The organism is Marinoscillum sp. 108, from assembly GCF_902506655.1.
Taxonomy (GTDB): domain Bacteria; phylum Bacteroidota; class Bacteroidia; order Cytophagales; family Cyclobacteriaceae; genus Marinoscillum; species Marinoscillum luteum.
Map to the genome: position 1 here is coordinate 2,582,291 of NZ_LR734808.1, position 15,210 is coordinate 2,597,500.

Genomic DNA, 15,210 nt, shown 5'->3' on the forward strand with positions numbered 1-15,210 from the left:
ATGGGAAAGAGGTCTTATCAGCGCAAGCTGGTAAGACCTTTTTTTTTATCCATACTATCTTAATACCCTGATCAATCTCCCATGGCAATGGTGAGTCGATCGAGCACATAGCCTTCCTTCACCACCACCATCGAGTTTACCGGCACTGGTTCCCACCCGGGATCATCACTCAAAGGCTCAGAACTGATGATCACCGCTTTTTCGTGTTCTCCCGGACTGATCATGTGGCAAACTCCGTCTTCACAGGCATATCGCTTCCCCACATTCAGATAAAGCGAATCCGCATTTTCTGGTATATCCGTAGTGAACCTGACTGCCACAGATATACTACCATCGGTCAGCACCATGTTCATATAACTGGGCTCATCCACTCCCATTTCCAGCCCTAGTTCTACCACTTTGCGAATGGCAGCCATGAGCGAAGAACTCATCTGATCATGTGGAGGCAGGGTATCTCGCTTTTTCAGTTCATCCTGCACCAGACAAAAAAAGTGCTCCGAGTCAGTAGATCCTTTTAATTCCTCAAAAGCCTCATCCGAAAGCAATTGAACAATCTTCCGTCGGATTTTGTGAAATCCACCAATATCTCCATTGTGCATAAAGGCATATTGCTGGTAGCTAAATGGGTGACAGTTATTTTCAGAAACCTGAAGCCCCTGAGTAGCAGCCCGTACATGAGCCATGATGCAGGTAGACTCTGTGATGCGAGCCAGTTGGATAAGGTTACGGTTGTTCCAGGCTGGAGTAACTGACTTAAAGAAAGCCGGACTATTTGAAATGGAGTGATTGTACCAGCCCAGACCAAAGCCATCGCCATTAAGTGGTTCGTCACGCTCCAGGGCATTAAAGCTCTGATGAATCAGGGAATGCGTGGGTTCGGTGATGAGGGAGCCAATCCTGATTGGCTTACCCTGATAGAAAGTAAAGCGGCACATGGCCTTGGGTATTTTTTCAGTTGTTGAGATAAAAGATAGGAAATTATCCCACCATTCTCACGACTATGTACTGCTTTTTATAGGCCATGATTATTCGGGCACAGGATAAACCATCCGCTTATTCACTACAAACCTCCTTTCGTCGCTTGTAGGATTCACCCCGGGTAGTTCTACTCCTGCCTGCGCAGACCAGTGAAGACTGCTATGCCTACCTATATAGGTGGCTGGGGCGGACTCCGGCAGACTCACCTCCGTGTTCCAGGTCTTCTCCTCACCCGCAGAAATCTGAAAATTCTCCGCAATGAGCTTCTCCTCGCTATATATCGTAGTACTATGCGCAGAGCTTTCGACGGCTTTCACCCTCAGGTAAATTTTTTCAAAAATGAGGGTTTCATCTACAGGCTTCACGGTGACGCTGACCTGAAGTGACTCGCCATGACTCAATACCTCCTTGTCATAGGCGAGATCTACCTTGGCCGCCCCTCCTGTCACAAAATTCTTAAGGTCTTTCAGTATGCTCATTTCACAGATCGTTCATTGTATAATTCATGGCCTTGGACACCAGTAGCTCCACCCATCCGCTGTCCGGGTCATTTCCTGGCATATCCAGTCCGGCTTGAAACTCCCATTTAAAAAAGACACTCTTACCATGATAAGTAGCCTTTGTATCCTCAGGGAGTTCAAACTCCGCCAGCCACTTATCCTCAGCCCCCTTCTTTAGTTCAAGATCGGTCGCTAGTATCATCTCTTTCTGAAAATGATCCTCAAACCGGGTTTCATCCCGGGTGGATGTTCGGGAGTTTCCATCTCCATCTGTTTCGGTATAGGTCACCGTCTTGATATAAGTTTCCCTCGCACGAATATTCAGGTAGACTTTTTTGATCTTACAGTCGTCTTTGGCAATGGCCGTCACAAACAGCCGAATCGGGGCACTTCCATCCACCATCGGACTCTCAAACACCACACTGACACTTGCCGCCCCTCCGGTGATATAATTTTTGATTTTAGAAAATAAGCCCATGTCCAATCACTTTTGGGTGTTAAAACTGTTGAAAAAAAGATAAAAGATCATCCGTGTAAGAGGGTATTTCAGGAAGAATGATCGGAGACAATCACCCATTCGCCATCAATCTGCCTGAAAAGTAACGTAAAATGTCCACTGGCATTCCCGGCACTTCTCTCCAGGGACCACTGCCCAATGACAAACCAATAATCGGTATTCAGTGGGTAAATTTCCAGGATATCAAAGGCCAGTTGGCCCATGGTAGCCTGATCAGGATAGTTTCTTTGATAGCGCTCCAAAGTAGTCTGCCAGCCATAAGTAAGCCCATCCTTACCCACAAAAACCAGCTGATCGGATTTCCAATAGCCTTCCATAAAACATGGAATATTTCCGGCATTCCAGCAATCCACCTGAGCAGAGAGGACCGCTCGTATTTCGTTTTCCGTCTGTGCCAATGCCAGTGAGGGAATCATTAAAAAAACCAGTGCAAAAGTTTTCATAGGGCATTCCTTTAACACCAAAATAACCATTTAGCATCAAATCAGCCCTCCATCGCACCGATCATTCGTAAGTGTTTCCAAATATCAGGAATACATGAATTCAAACGCACTGTGGTAGAGATTGCGTTGCTGAAGGTCCTGGATGAGCTGATCGAAAAAATCGTTTGAGCTGAGGGTAGCAGAATCGCCAACCATCACCAGCAAATGCCGGGCCCGTGTCATCGCCACATTCATCCTACGCTCGTTAGAGAGAAAACCGATAATCCCCTCAGCATTACTTCTGGTGAGTGAGATCATCATGATGTCCCGCTCCTGCCCCTGAAAGGCATCTACGGAGTTGATTGTGATATTTTTGAGTACTTCACCAGGCAACCCCAGGTCTGGCAAATTTGCCTTTAGAAGCTCCGACTGAGCCTTGTAGGGGGCTATCACCCCAATCTTCAGTTGGTGAGCATCCGCCTCCGGAAGTTCCTTCAAAATCCTGTCCAGCTGCGCCAGCACAAAACGGCCTTCTTCCACATTGTAGGTAGACAAAGTCTCCGGGTTCAACTTTTCATCAAAGCCACATCCCGCGGTATCAATGAAAAGAACGGACTTTTCAAAGAGCTGTCTTCTTTGAGAGATAATGTCCCCACTTTTGAGTTTTCCCTCATAAAAATACTGATTGGAAAAACGCATGATATCATCATGCATCCTGTACTGTGTCTCCAGCATCACATCAGCGTCCCATTTGGCGATATTCCTGCCAAAGACGGTTTCTGACAACCCTTCTTTGGCTGCTTCCAGTGATTTCACGGTAGGCGGCAGCTGCCAATGATCGCCAGCCATCACCACCCTGCCACACTTCATGATTGGAATCCAGCTCGCCGGCTCCAGTGCCTGGGAAGCTTCATCCACAAAAAGTGTCTTGAAAGTTCTGTTCTGCAAGTAACTGCTATTAGCCCCCACCAGGGTACAAGCGATCACCTCCGCTTTATTGAGCTCGTCGTGGATCATGTGATCTTCCAACATACGGGCATCTTCCTTCAGTGTCCTTGCTTCGTTCAGTAGCAGGGTACGTTGCTGTCTTTCCTCTCTTCCAAAATGGCGTTTGTGTTTTTTACCAAGAGCACGGTATTCCTCCGCCTTTTTCCTTAGATCCTTGAGGAGCTTAGCATCTGCATGCTCAGCCAACCTGGCGTCTATCGTGGATGACACCACCTCTTCGGTTACCCGGGCAGGGTGACCTATACGGAGCACACGCACCCCTTGTTGTGTGAGCTTTTCGGCCAGTAAGTCCACCGCAGCATTGCTGGCTGCCGTCACCATTACCTGTTTTTCTTCTGCCACCGTGTCTTTGATGGCCTCCACCAGGGTGGTGGTTTTGCCAGTACCGGGGGGTCCATGAACCAGCGCTAAATCCCGAGCGGATTTAATCAGGTTCAGTGCTTCATTCTGGCTATCGTTCAGGTTGGGGTGTCTGATGCCAAAAGACTGGTGAAACCCCGGCTGTGTATGTCCGAGTAGCACACTAATCAACTCCTGTATCCGACCCTCACGTACATCGGCCAGTTTGCGCATGGTGCGCTCCATTTCGTCATAGGTGCTTTCATCGAAGAGTAAATCCACCCCCAGTCGGCCCTCATCAATCCAGTCCGGCGGATCATCAAAGTTGAGAACCACTGTCATGTATTTTTCTGACACCTTACTGATAATACCCGAAGCACTTAAATTTTTCTTTTGGTCATTGAGGAAAATACTGACCGAGGAGCCCGCCTGAAAAAAATGTCGCTTGTCATGATCGGTGGTGCGCTCCATCTTCAGCACCCACTTCTCACCGGTACCCAGAAAGGAGCTATCAACTACCACCGGATACCAGGTTACCCCCTCTTTTTTCCGGTCTTCCAGCGAACGATTTCTTATTTTACTTTCATACTGCTTCCGGTCTTCTACCCTCTCCTTTTTCAACAAAAGCAAGAGCCGAAGAAAATGCTCAGAATGAACCATGCTATTTTTTCAGATACTGCTGAATGGTGGATTTGAGGGATGCCTTGTCTGCAGATATTTCAGGATCACTGTAGATTTTGAGCATGAGCTCCAGAAGGACGTCTTCGTTGTAGCCTAGTTTACTGGCTAGTTTTGCACAAAAGCGAATCTCTTCTTTGTACAATCGCCCATCTATCTTCATGAGCTGGACAATATTGTAGATGTATTCGTATTTTTCGTCATCGGTCAGGTTTTCCAGATTTTCGATGAGCGAGGAGTCTTCAAAGCATGCACTGATGTCACTGGAAGACATCCCATTGGCTTCTCCGATCTGAGCGATGAGGTCGATTTCGTCTTGCACAACCACTCCATCCACCTTGGCCAGCTGTACCAGGAGATTTAAATGTGTGCGGATCATATTCGTTGAACTAGGCGCGATAATTTCTTTTGTTTAGCGGTACTAACAAAATAATTTTTAAACTTAGGTTAAAATCAAAAGACCTACAAGCCTTTTGCTCAGTCTGATAATCAAGCAGCCATGAATTTTCTTGCACATATTTACTTATCCGGGGATCAGGAGCGTGTCATGATTGGCAATTTCATTGGCGACTTTGTAAAAGGAAAAGCTTGGGAAGAGTTTGATTCAGCGATCCAAAGGGGGATTTTGCTGCATCGGGAAATCGACCGGTACACCGATGACCATGAAGTAGTGATCAAAACCAAGGAGCGATTGCGCCCCAAATACCATCATTATGCCCCTGTAATATCTGATGTGTTTTATGATCACTTTTTGGCCAGTCTCTGGGAAAACTACCATCCGACACCTCTTTTGGATTTTACCCGGTCCTTTTATGAGGTGACCACTCACTATCGGGATGTAATCCCTGAGCGTGCCCAAAAGATGCTGTTTTACATGGAACGTGACAACTGGCTATATAATTATCAATTTGTAGAGGGGATCAACCGAGCTTTGACAGGGATGAGTCAGCGAACGCCGTTTCGCTCCAAAATGGAGCAGGCCGCTGTGGATTTAAAGACCGATTATGAGAGCTACCAACTCGAATTTGAGGCTTTCTTTCCCGATCTTGTCCGGCACTCAGAATTATTTTTAGAGACTTTATGAAAAACATCTTACTGGTCGGCCTTGGCGGATTTGCAGGGAGTATTTGCAGGTATCTGGTTACCATATACTCCCTCAGGGTTTTGGCTCCAAGCCTCCCATACGGCACCCTTATTGTCAATCTTGTAGGCAGTGCGCTCATCGGACTGTTGGCTGGGGCACTCCTGAAAATGAACAATCAGTTTTATCAATTGCTCCTAATCACGGGCTTTTGCGGTGGATTTACCACTTTTTCCTCTTTCTCCATAGAGGGGCTCAGGCTTCTGAAAGAAGCTCAATATTATCAGTACGTCACCTATGTGACGGTAAGTGTTTTTGGAGGATTGGTCCTTTGCCTTCTGGGAGTGTGGATCGCACAAAAACTCCTTGCATGAAACAATATGCTCCCTGACTAACGTTAACTAAAAAAATTTAGGATGGTTAACTACTATACGGTTTTGGGAGTAACTGAGGCTGCTTCGAGCTCCGAAATCAGGGCTGCTTTTAAGCGGCTGGCCCTTCAGTATCATCCTGATAAAAACGATGGCAGTGCAGAAATGGAGGAGCGGTTCAAAGAAATCAACCACGCTTATCAGGTACTCTCGAACCCCTACCAAAAAGCACGATACGACATCCAGTGGCAGTTTGGGCAACCTGACGAGCCATATTACACACCACCTCCGCCTCCACCACCCAGACCTGCCTACAGAAGAGCCTATAAAGAACCTGAGGTCAACTGGCGGGAGAATTGGGTCGCCACGGCCTATGCTTTTGGGTTTACGCTGGTAGTAGCCACCCTGGTAATGACCGCTATTTTTATCAAAAGAACTTATGATGAAAAGAAAATGGAGGAGTTGCTGACCCAACGTCGGGGCATTTTTCAAGTGGCCCAAAACAAGTATAAGCTCGGAGAAATAGAGAGTGCTATCTCCACGATCAACAGCCTGGGTGTTTTCATGGATGGTGAAGACGACATGGAAGCATATAAAACCAATCTGATGGAAAGCTTCGTTTTTGAAGCTGAACACAACTATAATCAAGGGGTGTACGAAGAGGCCATTTACTACTTTGAACTCATCGAAAACTATGCTCCCAGAAACCCATTGCCGCTTCAGGAACACCTGGCCCTGGCATACAGAGAAGTGAACAGGCCTTATAAATCTTTGAAAAAACTCAAGGAACTGCTCATTTTCAATTACCGGAAGATGGAAACCTACCTGTTAATGGCTCAGATTTATAGAGACGACATTCACGATATAACAGAAGCAAAACGCTACTTCGAAGTGGCCAGCGACCTGGCCATAGAAAAATACAAGTCTATTTATGGAAATGCCTACCCACTGGTGCTCAGTGGTGCATCCTTGCCGGAGGAACATTACTACCTCTATACCGGTCTGGCCAGCGCTTATCTGGAAACCGGCGAGCTGGAGAAAGCTATCAAATCCACTAAATGGAACATCAGCGTTTGGCCGGATAGTGTAGAGAACTACCTCATCGCTGCTCAAAGTTTTGAAGTACTTGGAGATGATACTGAAGCCTGCGAGTCTATCAAGAAGGCCCGGGAACATGGTTACACAGGCACCCTCAACTCCCCATGCCTATGACTACTGGATATTCAGGAACCCCACTCTTCAAAAAACTAGGTATCAGGCAAGGTGATCGGTGCTATCTACATCAGGTACCAGATGATTATTTTGATTTGCTTTTCGGTCTCCCGGAGGCCGAATTTGAGGATGGAAAAGTGGATGGGGAGTATGACTTTATCCACGCCTTTGTATCGTACCAATCAGAACTTAAATCCATTTGGTCCCCCTTGAAGGCAGCGTTGAAAAAAGATGGCATGTTTTGGATCTCATGGCCCAAAGGATCATCCAAACTACCAAAAGACATTAATGAAAACGACATACGTGCACATGGACTCGAAAATGGCCTGGTGGATGTGAAAGTATGCGCGGTTGATAAGGATTGGTCCGGACTAAAATTTATGTACCGGCGAAAAGATCGTTGAGATGATCATCATCTCCGACCAACCGGGTTTCACAGCGCTGGCCCCGTAATAGTGGGAAATCTTCAGCCATCACGAAGTTTGATTGCTCCTTCTGCATCTTATTGTTGGCTTCAGCCTTGAGCTTTCGGCGCTTGATCACCTCGATAAAACGCCTGATCTCATCCATGCTCTCCAGCCTAAGCGGAGGCACCTTCACCAGACTGCCATCATCATCTTTGGCTACCATGGTGAAGTAGCTCGTATTCGTGTGCTTTATGGCATGGTTCTTCACGTTTTCAGCTGTCACCTGTATGCCCACCACCAGTGAGGTATTCCCCACATGGTTGACCGATGCTCTTAGATGAACCAGCTCCCCAACATCCACGGGCTGTAAAAACTCTACTTCATCAACAGAAACTGTGACACAGTACGCTCCGGCATGCTTGCTGGCGCAGGCATAAGCCACTTTATCCATCAGTGATAAAAGTATACCTCCGTGTATTTTACCACCAAAATTGGCATAACTGGGAATCATCAGTTCGGTGAGCGTCGTTTGCGAAAATTTAACGGGAATTGGTTCCATCATACTTTTAGGTTAGCCTACTATGTCTCCACTGTCCTGCCTGCACTTCTTTATCCTATTGTTCAAAATCAGTTTCCAAAAAGGGCTTTTTGTGAAAATCAATTTCAGATTCACGAGAAAATTATTGAGCTCCGATTCCTTCTGAGTGGGGCTTCCGGGGATCCCTGGTGGTTGCAGCACGTATTCAAACCCCATTTTTCTGGTGGCCTGCATGGCACATGGATTACCATAAAGAAGTCCTTCTGATGAGCTTTTGTAAATGTATTCTATCTTCTGACGTTTAGGTCGTGTACTCGAACGATTGGCTTCTTTCCCAAAATTAATGTTTTCAGTAGGCATGTCCTTACTAAAACCGTCCTTCTGAGACTGTGCATTGACTATATTAGCACTGAAAACAGCGAGCAAAAAAATGATCAAAATCCTGATCAAGGCCATAGGCGCAACATGTTAATTCTTCGACGAGAGATAGATTCTTAAAGATAATGATCTTAAATATCTTTGCCCGCTAATTTAAATAAGTGCAAATCTGATTCTGTCATTTCCATGAAGCAAATCATAAGCTTTCTTTTAAGAAAAATACCCAGAAAATACCTTCAGCTGGTTAGTCATCATGGATTGCGTGTGCTGGCACTTTTTTATAGTGGAAACAATGTAGAGTGTACAGTATGTCACTCCACCTTCAGGAAGTTTTTGCCCTATGGCAGAAAATCAAGAGAAAATGCGCTCTGTCCCAAATGTCTGGCGCTGGAGCGGCACAGGCTCATTTGGCTATACCTGGAAAGAAAAACAGATTTCTTTACCCGAAAAAATAAAATGCTGCACATAGCGCCAGAACTGTGCTTTATGGACCGATTTGAAAGCCTGCCAAATCTGGACTACATCACCGGAGACATAGAATCACCGCTAGCCAAGGTGAAAATGGATATCCATGACATCCCCTTTGAGGAAAATACCTTTGACGTGATCTTCTGCAACCACGTGCTCGAGCATGTGGAGGATGATATCCTGGCGATGAAAGAAATGCGCAGGGTTCTGAAGCCGGGAGGATGGGCCATCCTGCAGGTTCCGTTTTTCTATCCTTTGAAAAAAGAAACCTACGAGGATAAGAGCATCACGTCTCCGGCAGAAAGGGAAAAGGCCTTTGGACAGGACGACCATGTCCGTATGTTTGGTGAAGATTATGGCGCCCGCCTGGCCAGTGCCGGGTTTAAAGTGACTGAAGACAAACTCGTCATGGAGCTTTCAGAAGATGAGGTATCAAGATTTGCACTACCCCGACAGGAAATTATTTTCAGGGTAGAAAAGTAAAACAGGGGTCAGTATAAGTCTATATACCTGGTATTGGGATCAATCCCCATTAGTTTTCTTATGCCTTCATAAACAAGCCCTGTGGCATAGCCAGTCATCTGAAGCAGAGTCATCACAGGTGTAAGTGCAGCCACGGTCAATGATTTGTTGACCATAAGTGACTCGCTAAAGACGATACTGAGATAAAACAAGTAGCCAATCAATCCGGTAAAGCCCAACGAATCGAAGAAAAAAACGGGCAAACAGAATGACACCAACAACCCCAGAGTGAAAGCCAGCGGAAATAAGTGTACCAGTCCTACCTGACCCGCATGAAATCTGGACAGGTTGATCCTGGCCCGTCCAAAGTACATGAGCTGCTTGAAAAATTTCGTTGGTGAGGTTCTCCTTTTGTGAAAGACATAAGCCTCGGGGATCAATACAGATTGAAAGCCTTCCTTCAGCAGACGTGTGCTGAATTCCATATCCTCTCCCATAAATGGAATAATGTAGCCTTTGGTTTTCTCATACACCTTCCTGCTAAATCCCATATTAAAACTCCTGGGGTGGTATTTACCAATATGAGAAGCTCCCCCTCTGATGCCACCAGTAGTAAAAAATGAAGTCATGGTCTGATTGATGGCCTTCTGCACCACTGTAAAAGATGGATGTGCAGCATCCGGCCCACCAAAGGCATCCACGGTATGTGAACTCAGATAACGATCCACTACCTGAAAATAGTCAGACGGGATCAGGCAGTCAGAATCGAATACAATAAAGTAATCGCCCTTTGCCCTGGCAAAACCATAGTTTCTGGCAAACCCTTGCCCTTCATTTTCCTTGATGAAATAAGCGATGGATAGTTTCGACTGGTATTCAGCAACCACTGAATCAGACTTTAACGTAGACCCATCTTCCACAATGATCACCTCGAAATCTCTGAAAGTCTGATTTACAAGCGTAGATAGGAGCTCCTGCACTTCGCTCGGCCGATTGTAAACCGGCACAATCACAGAATACTTAGGCATCCCCTGTCCTTTCTGTGATCAGATAGTCGCCCTTTTTATGATTGACCTGAATGATCATTTCCGCTAAAAATCCAGCCAGAAACAGCTGTGTGCCGATAACCAAAGCCACCAACGCAAGAAAAAACAGCGGCTGATCCACCACATCACGCACATCCAGGTGATGGTAGATTCTGTACATCTTATCCCCAATCACATAGGCCGTGACTCCCAATCCGAAAAGAAAAGAGAGCGTACCCAATGCTCCAAAAAAGTGCATGGGGTTTTTTCTGAACCTGCTCACAAACGTGACGGAAATCAAATCCAGAAACCCGTGAACAAAGCGCTCCAAGCCAAACTTGGTCTGCCCGTATTTTCGCTCACGGTGATGTACTTCCTTTTCGCCAATTCTGTAAAAACCATTCCACTTAGCAATCAGCGGAATGTAGCGATGCATTTCGCCATATACCTCTATATTCTTCACCACATCTCTGTGATAGGCCTTCAGCCCGCAGTTAAAGTCATGCAGTTTGATCCCAGAAACCATCCGGGTGATGGCATTGAAAAACTTCGAGGGAATGGTCTTTCCGATGGGATCGTGTCGTTTCTTCTTCCAGCCCGAAACAAGCTGAAAATTGTCCTCCGTGATCATTTTGACCAAAGCCGGAATCTCGTCAGGGCTGTCCTGCAAATCAGCATCCATGGTAATCACCACCTCACCCACAGCTGCTTCAAACCCGGTTTGAAGGGCCGCAGATTTGCCATAGTTCCGATTAAACTTGATGCCTTTGGCCCGTGGGTCCTTTTTGTTCAGTTCACAAATGACTTGCCACGATGTATCACCACTACCATCATCCACAAAGAGCACCTCCGTATCGTAGTTCTCTTTATCCACTACCCTACATATCCACTCAAACAACTCCGGAAGTGACTCCTCTTCGTTGTATACCGGTATTACTATCGAAAGCGCTATTCTTCTATCTGACACAGATTATTCGAATTCGGGTCTTGATTTTTTTGTGATGGCAGAGATGATCAATGAAATAAGAAAGCCCACAAAAACACCTCCAATCAAACCAAAGATTAGTAGTCCAGTGGGGCCTGTGAAATTCTCAGAAATCTTCATAGCCTGCTCTATTTGAGCATCACTCATACCTTCCTCTTCCATAGCAATAACCTGTGCCTGCCTGATGTTTTCAATAAACTGAGGGTTTATAAACGACACATAGATGTAAGTGAATATGCTGGATATCACGGCTGAAACCAAGGACATCAGAGTCCCTAGCCCGAGTCCTTCGCCATAGTTCATGTATCCGTCGCCTTCCTTGATAAACTCCTTCTGGGCAAAATACATGATGACCGCAGTAAAGAGAATGCCTATCCAGGAAACAGACTGATTACCAGAGAGGCCTGCAAAATCAATGACCAAAAAGAAAATGACACCAACGAGTCCGCTGATAAGGCCATATTTGATTGCTACACTCTTTACAGAAATATTTTTCGTTTCTTCCATGGGTACTTCATTTAGGTTGTTTCCTTAAAATTATGGATATAACCGGGGTAATGAAGAATCCGGCCAACATTTTTTTGAGTGCCGAACTCTGTACCAAATCCCACATGGTGACATCCCGTATTTCATCCATTTGCTCCTGCAATCCGGCTTCACCAAACTGCTCCCTGTACATCTCAGCACGCTCGTTGAGAAAATGAGTCGCGGCTTCCTGATAATTCTTTACAGCATCCTCCGAAAACTGGAAGTATATTATCAAAGCCCCAACAAAAAGAATTGTTGCCACGGTGTAAACAATAAAGCCCATGGTCATGCCTTGCCAAAAATGAAACACACCCTGACCATGGTAGGTCTTGTATTCCTTTTCCGCAAAAAATATGAACAGACCAAAGAGGATCAAATCAAACAACAAGTGACTCAGATCGATCAGTGGATTGGAATTGAAAAGAAAAGAAAGGTGATAGATGATCGTAATAAATACCCCACATATCAGTGCGTATTTGATGGAAATCTTCAGCATAGTTTATTTATTCTGAAAAAATGTACCCTGATTATACACGCCGAAACATTTACCGGTCAGTTGCTTACCGTATTTGGGAGCGTTATTGGATCTGGATGGATTATGTTTAGCGGAGAATTCCCAAACCTGATAAGGGTCAAAAACAGCGAGCTTTGCCGTGCTTCCTTCTTCCACTTTCACCTCAGGAAGTCCCAATATTGCCCTGGGGCCTGAGGTCAGCCTTTGCACCGCTATTTCCAGTGGTAGCTCATCCTGCAAGGCCAGCAAGTCCGAATACACTGTTGGCAAAGACATCAGACCGGGGCTCGCCAGGTCAAACTCTAATTCTTTACTTTCAGGATCCTGAGGCTGATGAGACGAAATAATCGCATCAATAATGCCTTCTTTCAGGCCCTTTATGAGTGCTTTGCGATCCCTTTCACTTCTAAAGGGAGGATCCGACTTCAAATTAGAATCATAATCGATCAAATCCTCTTCCGTATATAATAGCTGATGAACAGCCACATCTGCCGTCACCTGCAGTCCTTTTTTCTTGGCTGCTTTGATCAGTTCCACACCTCTGGCCGTACTCAGGTGACTGAAATGCAATCTTCCTCCTGCGTACTTTAAAATGTCAAGATCCCGCTTAATAGCAATCTCTTCCGAAATACCAGGCTCTCCCTTCAGCCCCAAAGAGGTACTCATAGCGCCCTCGTGCATATGGGTAAATTGAGAAAGGTGAACATCCTTTGGCCGGTTAATGATGAGTCCATCAAACTTCTGGACGTATTGAAGAGCCTTTAGTAATAATTCCGTATTCCATATCGGGCTGAGACCATCCGAAAAAGCTACAGCCCCGGCATCTTCCAAATCCAGTATCTCTGTGAGGTTTTCTCCCAGACATCCCTCGCTCACTGCAGCAATTACATGCAGCTCCACGCCGGCAGTAGATCTCCCTCGTATAAATCCCACATCACTTTTACTATCAATCACCGGGTGGGTATTAGGGATCAGGCAAACATCCGAAAAGCCACCGAACAGTGCACTTTTAATACCGGAAGTCAAATTCTCCTTATGCTCTAATCCAGGTTCATTGAAATGTGCAAAAAAATCAAAAAAGGCAGGAGTAACTACTTTCCCTTCTAAATCGATTACCTTTTTACCTTCCAACCCCTTTCCTACCGCAGAGATGATACCATCTTCCACAAGTATATCCAATGTCTCTCCATGATATTTGGAGTGAACATCCATGATCTGAGCATTGGCAAGTAGTGTTTTCATTAGGTAAATCTTAGAAGTAGAGTTTCAGCCATCAAAAATATCAGCGCCAAAATTAATGCATATTTCCATAAGCCGTTCTCCCCGCTTTCAGAAGTATTGCTCGTCAGGGCAGCTCCAGTATCCACCTGCTCCAGACGTATATGGTCATAGCCCGCGATCATTCGCTCAAATTCATCCGTACCAATGGCTGCTATTTCGGATTCGCGTCGGTCAAAATTTAACGCAATGGATTTGAGTGTATCACTATCAGCAACAAGATGATAGATTCCGGGTTTTGAAATCACATCTGGAATCTCTAGCAATATTTCACCTTTGAAATATCGGTAACTTGGTATAAATACGTCCTCCGAATTCCTTAACTCCAGGATATCTCCTGGTGCTATACCTTCCATTTTCAGAGGGATTAAACCACCCCCCAGTCGATAGGACATTGGAGTTACCCCCAAAGGCTGAGCCAGAAGATACATGACAGGCACAAAGATCGCATGCTTATGAAAGTTGGTCAAAGAATCATCCAAAGGACTTGTAATCAGATAAGTAGACTTCCTCCCTGACTTCACAAGAAAGGGAAAGCCCTCATTCGTACCGAGTATTGTTTCTGTAAAACCCATCACACCGTAGATGCTCTTTACATTAGGCAGGCCGGCTCGCTCGTTCTTTTCACTAAATACACCATCAAAAAAAGGATGATCAAGTGACTTCTTACTTAACGTTCCACTTTCAGTCCTCCGTTTCACGTCCAATCCAAATCCCAGCACCGAATGATACGACTCTGGCACAGCAGCACCTGACGGAACCACTAGAATCTTACCGTCTATCTGATCCACCTGACTGACCAGCCAATCCGGAATCTGATCCAACCCATTCAATACCAGTAAATCAGCATTTACAACATCCTCAAAGGAAGCATTCTCGATTGAATTACTGACAAGACTAAAATAGTCACTGTTAGAAAAGACTTTCTCAAAGTATCTGCCAGCACTTTTGGCTGTAGATAATACGACGATCAGTGGCTTTACCGCTTGTGAAATGGAAAAATAAAAGTCATTATCAAAGACAACAGGATTATCCTGCACGCTAATTTTATAATTTCCATTCAGGGGTTCATTCACCCCAATATCAAGAGAAAGCATTTCAGTATCAAGCCCAGGTATAGTCGCTGTAAAGGCCGATAGCTGCTGCTCACCCTTTTCCACCTTCACAAGGACATTTTCCACCCTCTCAGCACCTGTGTTCCTGATTCCAAAATGCAAGGTATTCACCCCGGTCAAACCCATAGGCTTCTCCAAATACACCGAATCAACATAAAGATTTCGAGAATTTTCCGACTGCAATTGATGATAAACAATAGCTAGTAAAGTGTCACCCAATACTTTATCGATCGGTAGAGTGGTAGATCTCTGCAAATCTCCGTAGACATGTAAAAGGTCTACACCGTAATAGTCAGCCCTACCGACCACATCACTTAGGAATAATGATCCATCCGAAAACTTAACTTCTTGTATAATCTCATCAGACTCGCTTAATGAAAATTCCCTTTGCCCCTCATTATCAAAC

Annotated in this window: 19 protein-coding genes (1 of these 19 running past the window's edge); 5 read left to right on the forward strand and 14 right to left on the reverse strand. The window is 45.3% G+C overall.

Features of this window, described 5'->3' with window-relative positions; genetic code table 11:
* Positions 1–71: 71 nt before the first annotated feature.
* The 6 genes from GV030_RS10310 to GV030_RS10335 all read right to left on the reverse strand — a co-directional run bounded on the left by GV030_RS10310 (position 72) and on the right by GV030_RS10335 (position 4,821).
* On the reverse strand, positions 72–935 hold the full coding sequence (locus GV030_RS10310; RefSeq protein WP_159582229.1) for a class II glutamine amidotransferase: 864 nt from the start codon (positions 933–935) through the stop codon (positions 72–74).
* Between the two features lie 90 nt (positions 936–1,025).
* A complete protein-coding gene (locus GV030_RS10315; RefSeq protein WP_159582230.1) occupies positions 1,026–1,457 on the reverse strand; it encodes a sporulation protein in 432 nt (143 codons plus the stop codon).
* 1 nt (position 1,458) lies between these two features.
* Positions 1,459–1,956: a hypothetical protein gene (locus tag GV030_RS10320; RefSeq protein WP_159582231.1), complete on the reverse strand. Its 498-nt coding sequence runs from the start codon at positions 1,954–1,956 to the stop codon at positions 1,459–1,461.
* A gap of 68 nt (positions 1,957–2,024) precedes the next feature.
* Positions 2,025–2,438, reverse strand: coding sequence for a DUF4440 domain-containing protein (locus GV030_RS10325; RefSeq protein WP_159582232.1), 414 nt, complete (start codon positions 2,436–2,438; stop codon positions 2,025–2,027).
* Positions 2,439–2,522: 84 nt separating this feature from the next.
* The gene (locus GV030_RS10330) at positions 2,523–4,424 is read right to left on the reverse strand and encodes an AAA domain-containing protein (protein WP_159582233.1); all 1,902 of its coding nucleotides are present in this window, start codon (positions 4,422–4,424) and stop codon (positions 2,523–2,525) included.
* Between the two features lies 1 nt (position 4,425).
* Positions 4,426–4,821: a TerB family tellurite resistance protein gene (locus GV030_RS10335; protein WP_159582234.1), complete on the reverse strand. Its 396-nt coding sequence runs from the start codon at positions 4,819–4,821 to the stop codon at positions 4,426–4,428.
* A 120-nt stretch (positions 4,822–4,941) separates the two neighbouring features.
* Here GV030_RS10335 and GV030_RS10340 point away from each other — a divergent pair, with 120 nt between their 5' ends.
* From GV030_RS10340 to GV030_RS10355, 4 genes are read left to right on the forward strand one after another with little or no spacing between them, the layout of a single operon-like run.
* Positions 4,942–5,526 carry an ACP phosphodiesterase gene (locus GV030_RS10340; protein WP_159582235.1) on the forward strand — a complete coding sequence of 195 codons (585 nt, stop codon included), beginning with the start codon at positions 4,942–4,944 and terminating at the stop codon, positions 5,524–5,526.
* A complete protein-coding gene (gene crcB / locus GV030_RS10345) occupies positions 5,523–5,897 on the forward strand; it encodes a fluoride efflux transporter CrcB (RefSeq protein ID WP_159582236.1) in 375 nt (124 codons plus the stop codon). Before GV030_RS10340 ends, crcB begins: the two co-directional genes overlap by 4 nt.
* Before the next feature lie 42 nt (positions 5,898–5,939).
* Complete coding sequence (locus tag GV030_RS10350) at positions 5,940–7,106, forward strand: lipopolysaccharide assembly protein LapB (protein WP_159582237.1); 1,167 nt, start codon at positions 5,940–5,942, stop codon at positions 7,104–7,106.
* Positions 7,103–7,510 (forward strand): DUF3052 family protein, encoded by a 408-nt coding sequence (locus GV030_RS10355; RefSeq protein WP_159582238.1) that lies wholly within the window; start codon positions 7,103–7,105, stop codon positions 7,508–7,510. The genes GV030_RS10350 and GV030_RS10355 overlap by 4 nt, the downstream gene beginning before the upstream one ends.
* Here the strand turns inward: GV030_RS10355 and GV030_RS10360 are convergent.
* Together GV030_RS10360 and GV030_RS10365 are read right to left on the reverse strand one after the other, a co-directional pair.
* Positions 7,485–8,072 (reverse strand): acyl-CoA thioesterase, encoded by a 588-nt coding sequence (locus GV030_RS10360; protein WP_159583768.1) that lies wholly within the window; start codon positions 8,070–8,072, stop codon positions 7,485–7,487. The genes GV030_RS10355 and GV030_RS10360 overlap by 26 nt on opposite strands.
* Positions 8,073–8,084: 12 nt before the next feature.
* Positions 8,085–8,507, reverse strand: a complete 423-nt coding sequence (locus tag GV030_RS10365) for a hypothetical protein (RefSeq protein WP_159582239.1) — start codon at positions 8,505–8,507, stop codon at positions 8,085–8,087.
* Between the two features lie 108 nt (positions 8,508–8,615).
* Here GV030_RS10365 and GV030_RS10370 point away from each other — a divergent pair, with 108 nt between their 5' ends.
* Positions 8,616–9,380 (forward strand): class I SAM-dependent methyltransferase, encoded by a 765-nt coding sequence (locus GV030_RS10370; RefSeq protein WP_159582240.1) that lies wholly within the window; start codon positions 8,616–8,618, stop codon positions 9,378–9,380.
* A gap of 8 nt (positions 9,381–9,388) precedes the next feature.
* Here the strand turns inward: GV030_RS10370 and GV030_RS10375 are convergent, their stop codons facing one another.
* The 6 genes in view from GV030_RS10375 to GV030_RS10400 are tightly spaced (at most 7 nt apart) and all read right to left on the reverse strand, a layout consistent with a single transcriptional unit that may run on beyond the window.
* Positions 9,389–10,387, reverse strand: a complete 999-nt coding sequence (locus tag GV030_RS10375) for a glycosyltransferase family 2 protein (RefSeq protein WP_159582241.1) — start codon at positions 10,385–10,387, stop codon at positions 9,389–9,391.
* A complete protein-coding gene (locus GV030_RS10380; protein ID WP_159582242.1) occupies positions 10,380–11,351 on the reverse strand; it encodes a glycosyltransferase family 2 protein in 972 nt (323 codons plus the stop codon). Before GV030_RS10380 ends, GV030_RS10375 begins: the two co-directional genes overlap by 8 nt.
* Positions 11,352–11,354: 3 nt before the next feature.
* Positions 11,355–11,876 carry a DUF4199 domain-containing protein gene (locus GV030_RS10385; RefSeq protein WP_159582243.1) on the reverse strand — a complete coding sequence of 174 codons (522 nt, stop codon included), beginning with the start codon at positions 11,874–11,876 and terminating at the stop codon, positions 11,355–11,357.
* Between the two features lie 7 nt (positions 11,877–11,883).
* Complete coding sequence (locus GV030_RS10390) at positions 11,884–12,393, reverse strand: DUF4199 domain-containing protein (protein ID WP_159582244.1); 510 nt, start codon at positions 12,391–12,393, stop codon at positions 11,884–11,886.
* Positions 12,394–12,396: 3 nt separating this feature from the next.
* Positions 12,397–13,653 (reverse strand): dihydroorotase family protein, encoded by a 1,257-nt coding sequence (locus tag GV030_RS10395; RefSeq protein WP_159582245.1) that lies wholly within the window; start codon positions 13,651–13,653, stop codon positions 12,397–12,399.
* A protein-coding gene (locus tag GV030_RS10400) for a BatA domain-containing protein (RefSeq protein WP_159582246.1) crosses the window boundary here: on the reverse strand, positions 13,653–15,210 show its 3' portion. 398 nt of this gene lie beyond the right edge of the window; the window shows 1,558 of its 1,956 coding nt (coding positions 399–1,956); its start codon lies beyond the right edge, outside the window; its stop codon occupies positions 13,653–13,655. The genes GV030_RS10395 and GV030_RS10400 overlap by 1 nt, the downstream gene beginning before the upstream one ends.

What these genes read in the sequence shown, in the direction of transcription:
- GV030_RS10310 (WP_159582229.1), bottom strand. Translation starts at nt 935, where the DNA reads ATGTGCCGCTTTACTTTCTATCAGGGTAAGCCAATCAGGATTGGCTCC.
- GV030_RS10315 (WP_159582230.1), bottom strand. Translation starts at nt 1,457, where the DNA reads ATGAGCATACTGAAAGACCTTAAGAATTTTGTGACAGGAGGGGCGGCC.
- GV030_RS10320 (WP_159582231.1), bottom strand. Translation starts at nt 1,956, where the DNA reads ATGGGCTTATTTTCTAAAATCAAAAATTATATCACCGGAGGGGCGGCA.
- GV030_RS10325 (WP_159582232.1), bottom strand. Translation starts at nt 2,438, where the DNA reads ATGAAAACTTTTGCACTGGTTTTTTTAATGATTCCCTCACTGGCATTG.
- GV030_RS10330 (WP_159582233.1), bottom strand. Translation starts at nt 4,424, where the DNA reads ATGGTTCATTCTGAGCATTTTCTTCGGCTCTTGCTTTTGTTGAAAAAG.
- GV030_RS10335 (WP_159582234.1), bottom strand. Translation starts at nt 4,821, where the DNA reads ATGATCCGCACACATTTAAATCTCCTGGTACAGCTGGCCAAGGTGGAT.
- GV030_RS10340 (WP_159582235.1), top strand. Translation starts at nt 4,942, where the DNA reads ATGAATTTTCTTGCACATATTTACTTATCCGGGGATCAGGAGCGTGTC.
- crcB (WP_159582236.1), top strand. Translation starts at nt 5,523, where the DNA reads ATGAAAAACATCTTACTGGTCGGCCTTGGCGGATTTGCAGGGAGTATT.
- GV030_RS10350 (WP_159582237.1), top strand. Translation starts at nt 5,940, where the DNA reads ATGGTTAACTACTATACGGTTTTGGGAGTAACTGAGGCTGCTTCGAGC.
- GV030_RS10355 (WP_159582238.1), top strand. Translation starts at nt 7,103, where the DNA reads ATGACTACTGGATATTCAGGAACCCCACTCTTCAAAAAACTAGGTATC.
- GV030_RS10360 (WP_159583768.1), bottom strand. Translation starts at nt 8,072, where the DNA reads ATGGAACCAATTCCCGTTAAATTTTCGCAAACGACGCTCACCGAACTG.
- GV030_RS10365 (WP_159582239.1), bottom strand. Translation starts at nt 8,507, where the DNA reads ATGGCCTTGATCAGGATTTTGATCATTTTTTTGCTCGCTGTTTTCAGT.
- GV030_RS10370 (WP_159582240.1), top strand. Translation starts at nt 8,616, where the DNA reads ATGAAGCAAATCATAAGCTTTCTTTTAAGAAAAATACCCAGAAAATAC.
- GV030_RS10375 (WP_159582241.1), bottom strand. Translation starts at nt 10,387, where the DNA reads ATGCCTAAGTATTCTGTGATTGTGCCGGTTTACAATCGGCCGAGCGAA.
- GV030_RS10385 (WP_159582243.1), bottom strand. Translation starts at nt 11,876, where the DNA reads ATGGAAGAAACGAAAAATATTTCTGTAAAGAGTGTAGCAATCAAATAT.
- GV030_RS10390 (WP_159582244.1), bottom strand. Translation starts at nt 12,393, where the DNA reads ATGCTGAAGATTTCCATCAAATACGCACTGATATGTGGGGTATTTATT.
- GV030_RS10395 (WP_159582245.1), bottom strand. Translation starts at nt 13,653, where the DNA reads ATGAAAACACTACTTGCCAATGCTCAGATCATGGATGTTCACTCCAAA.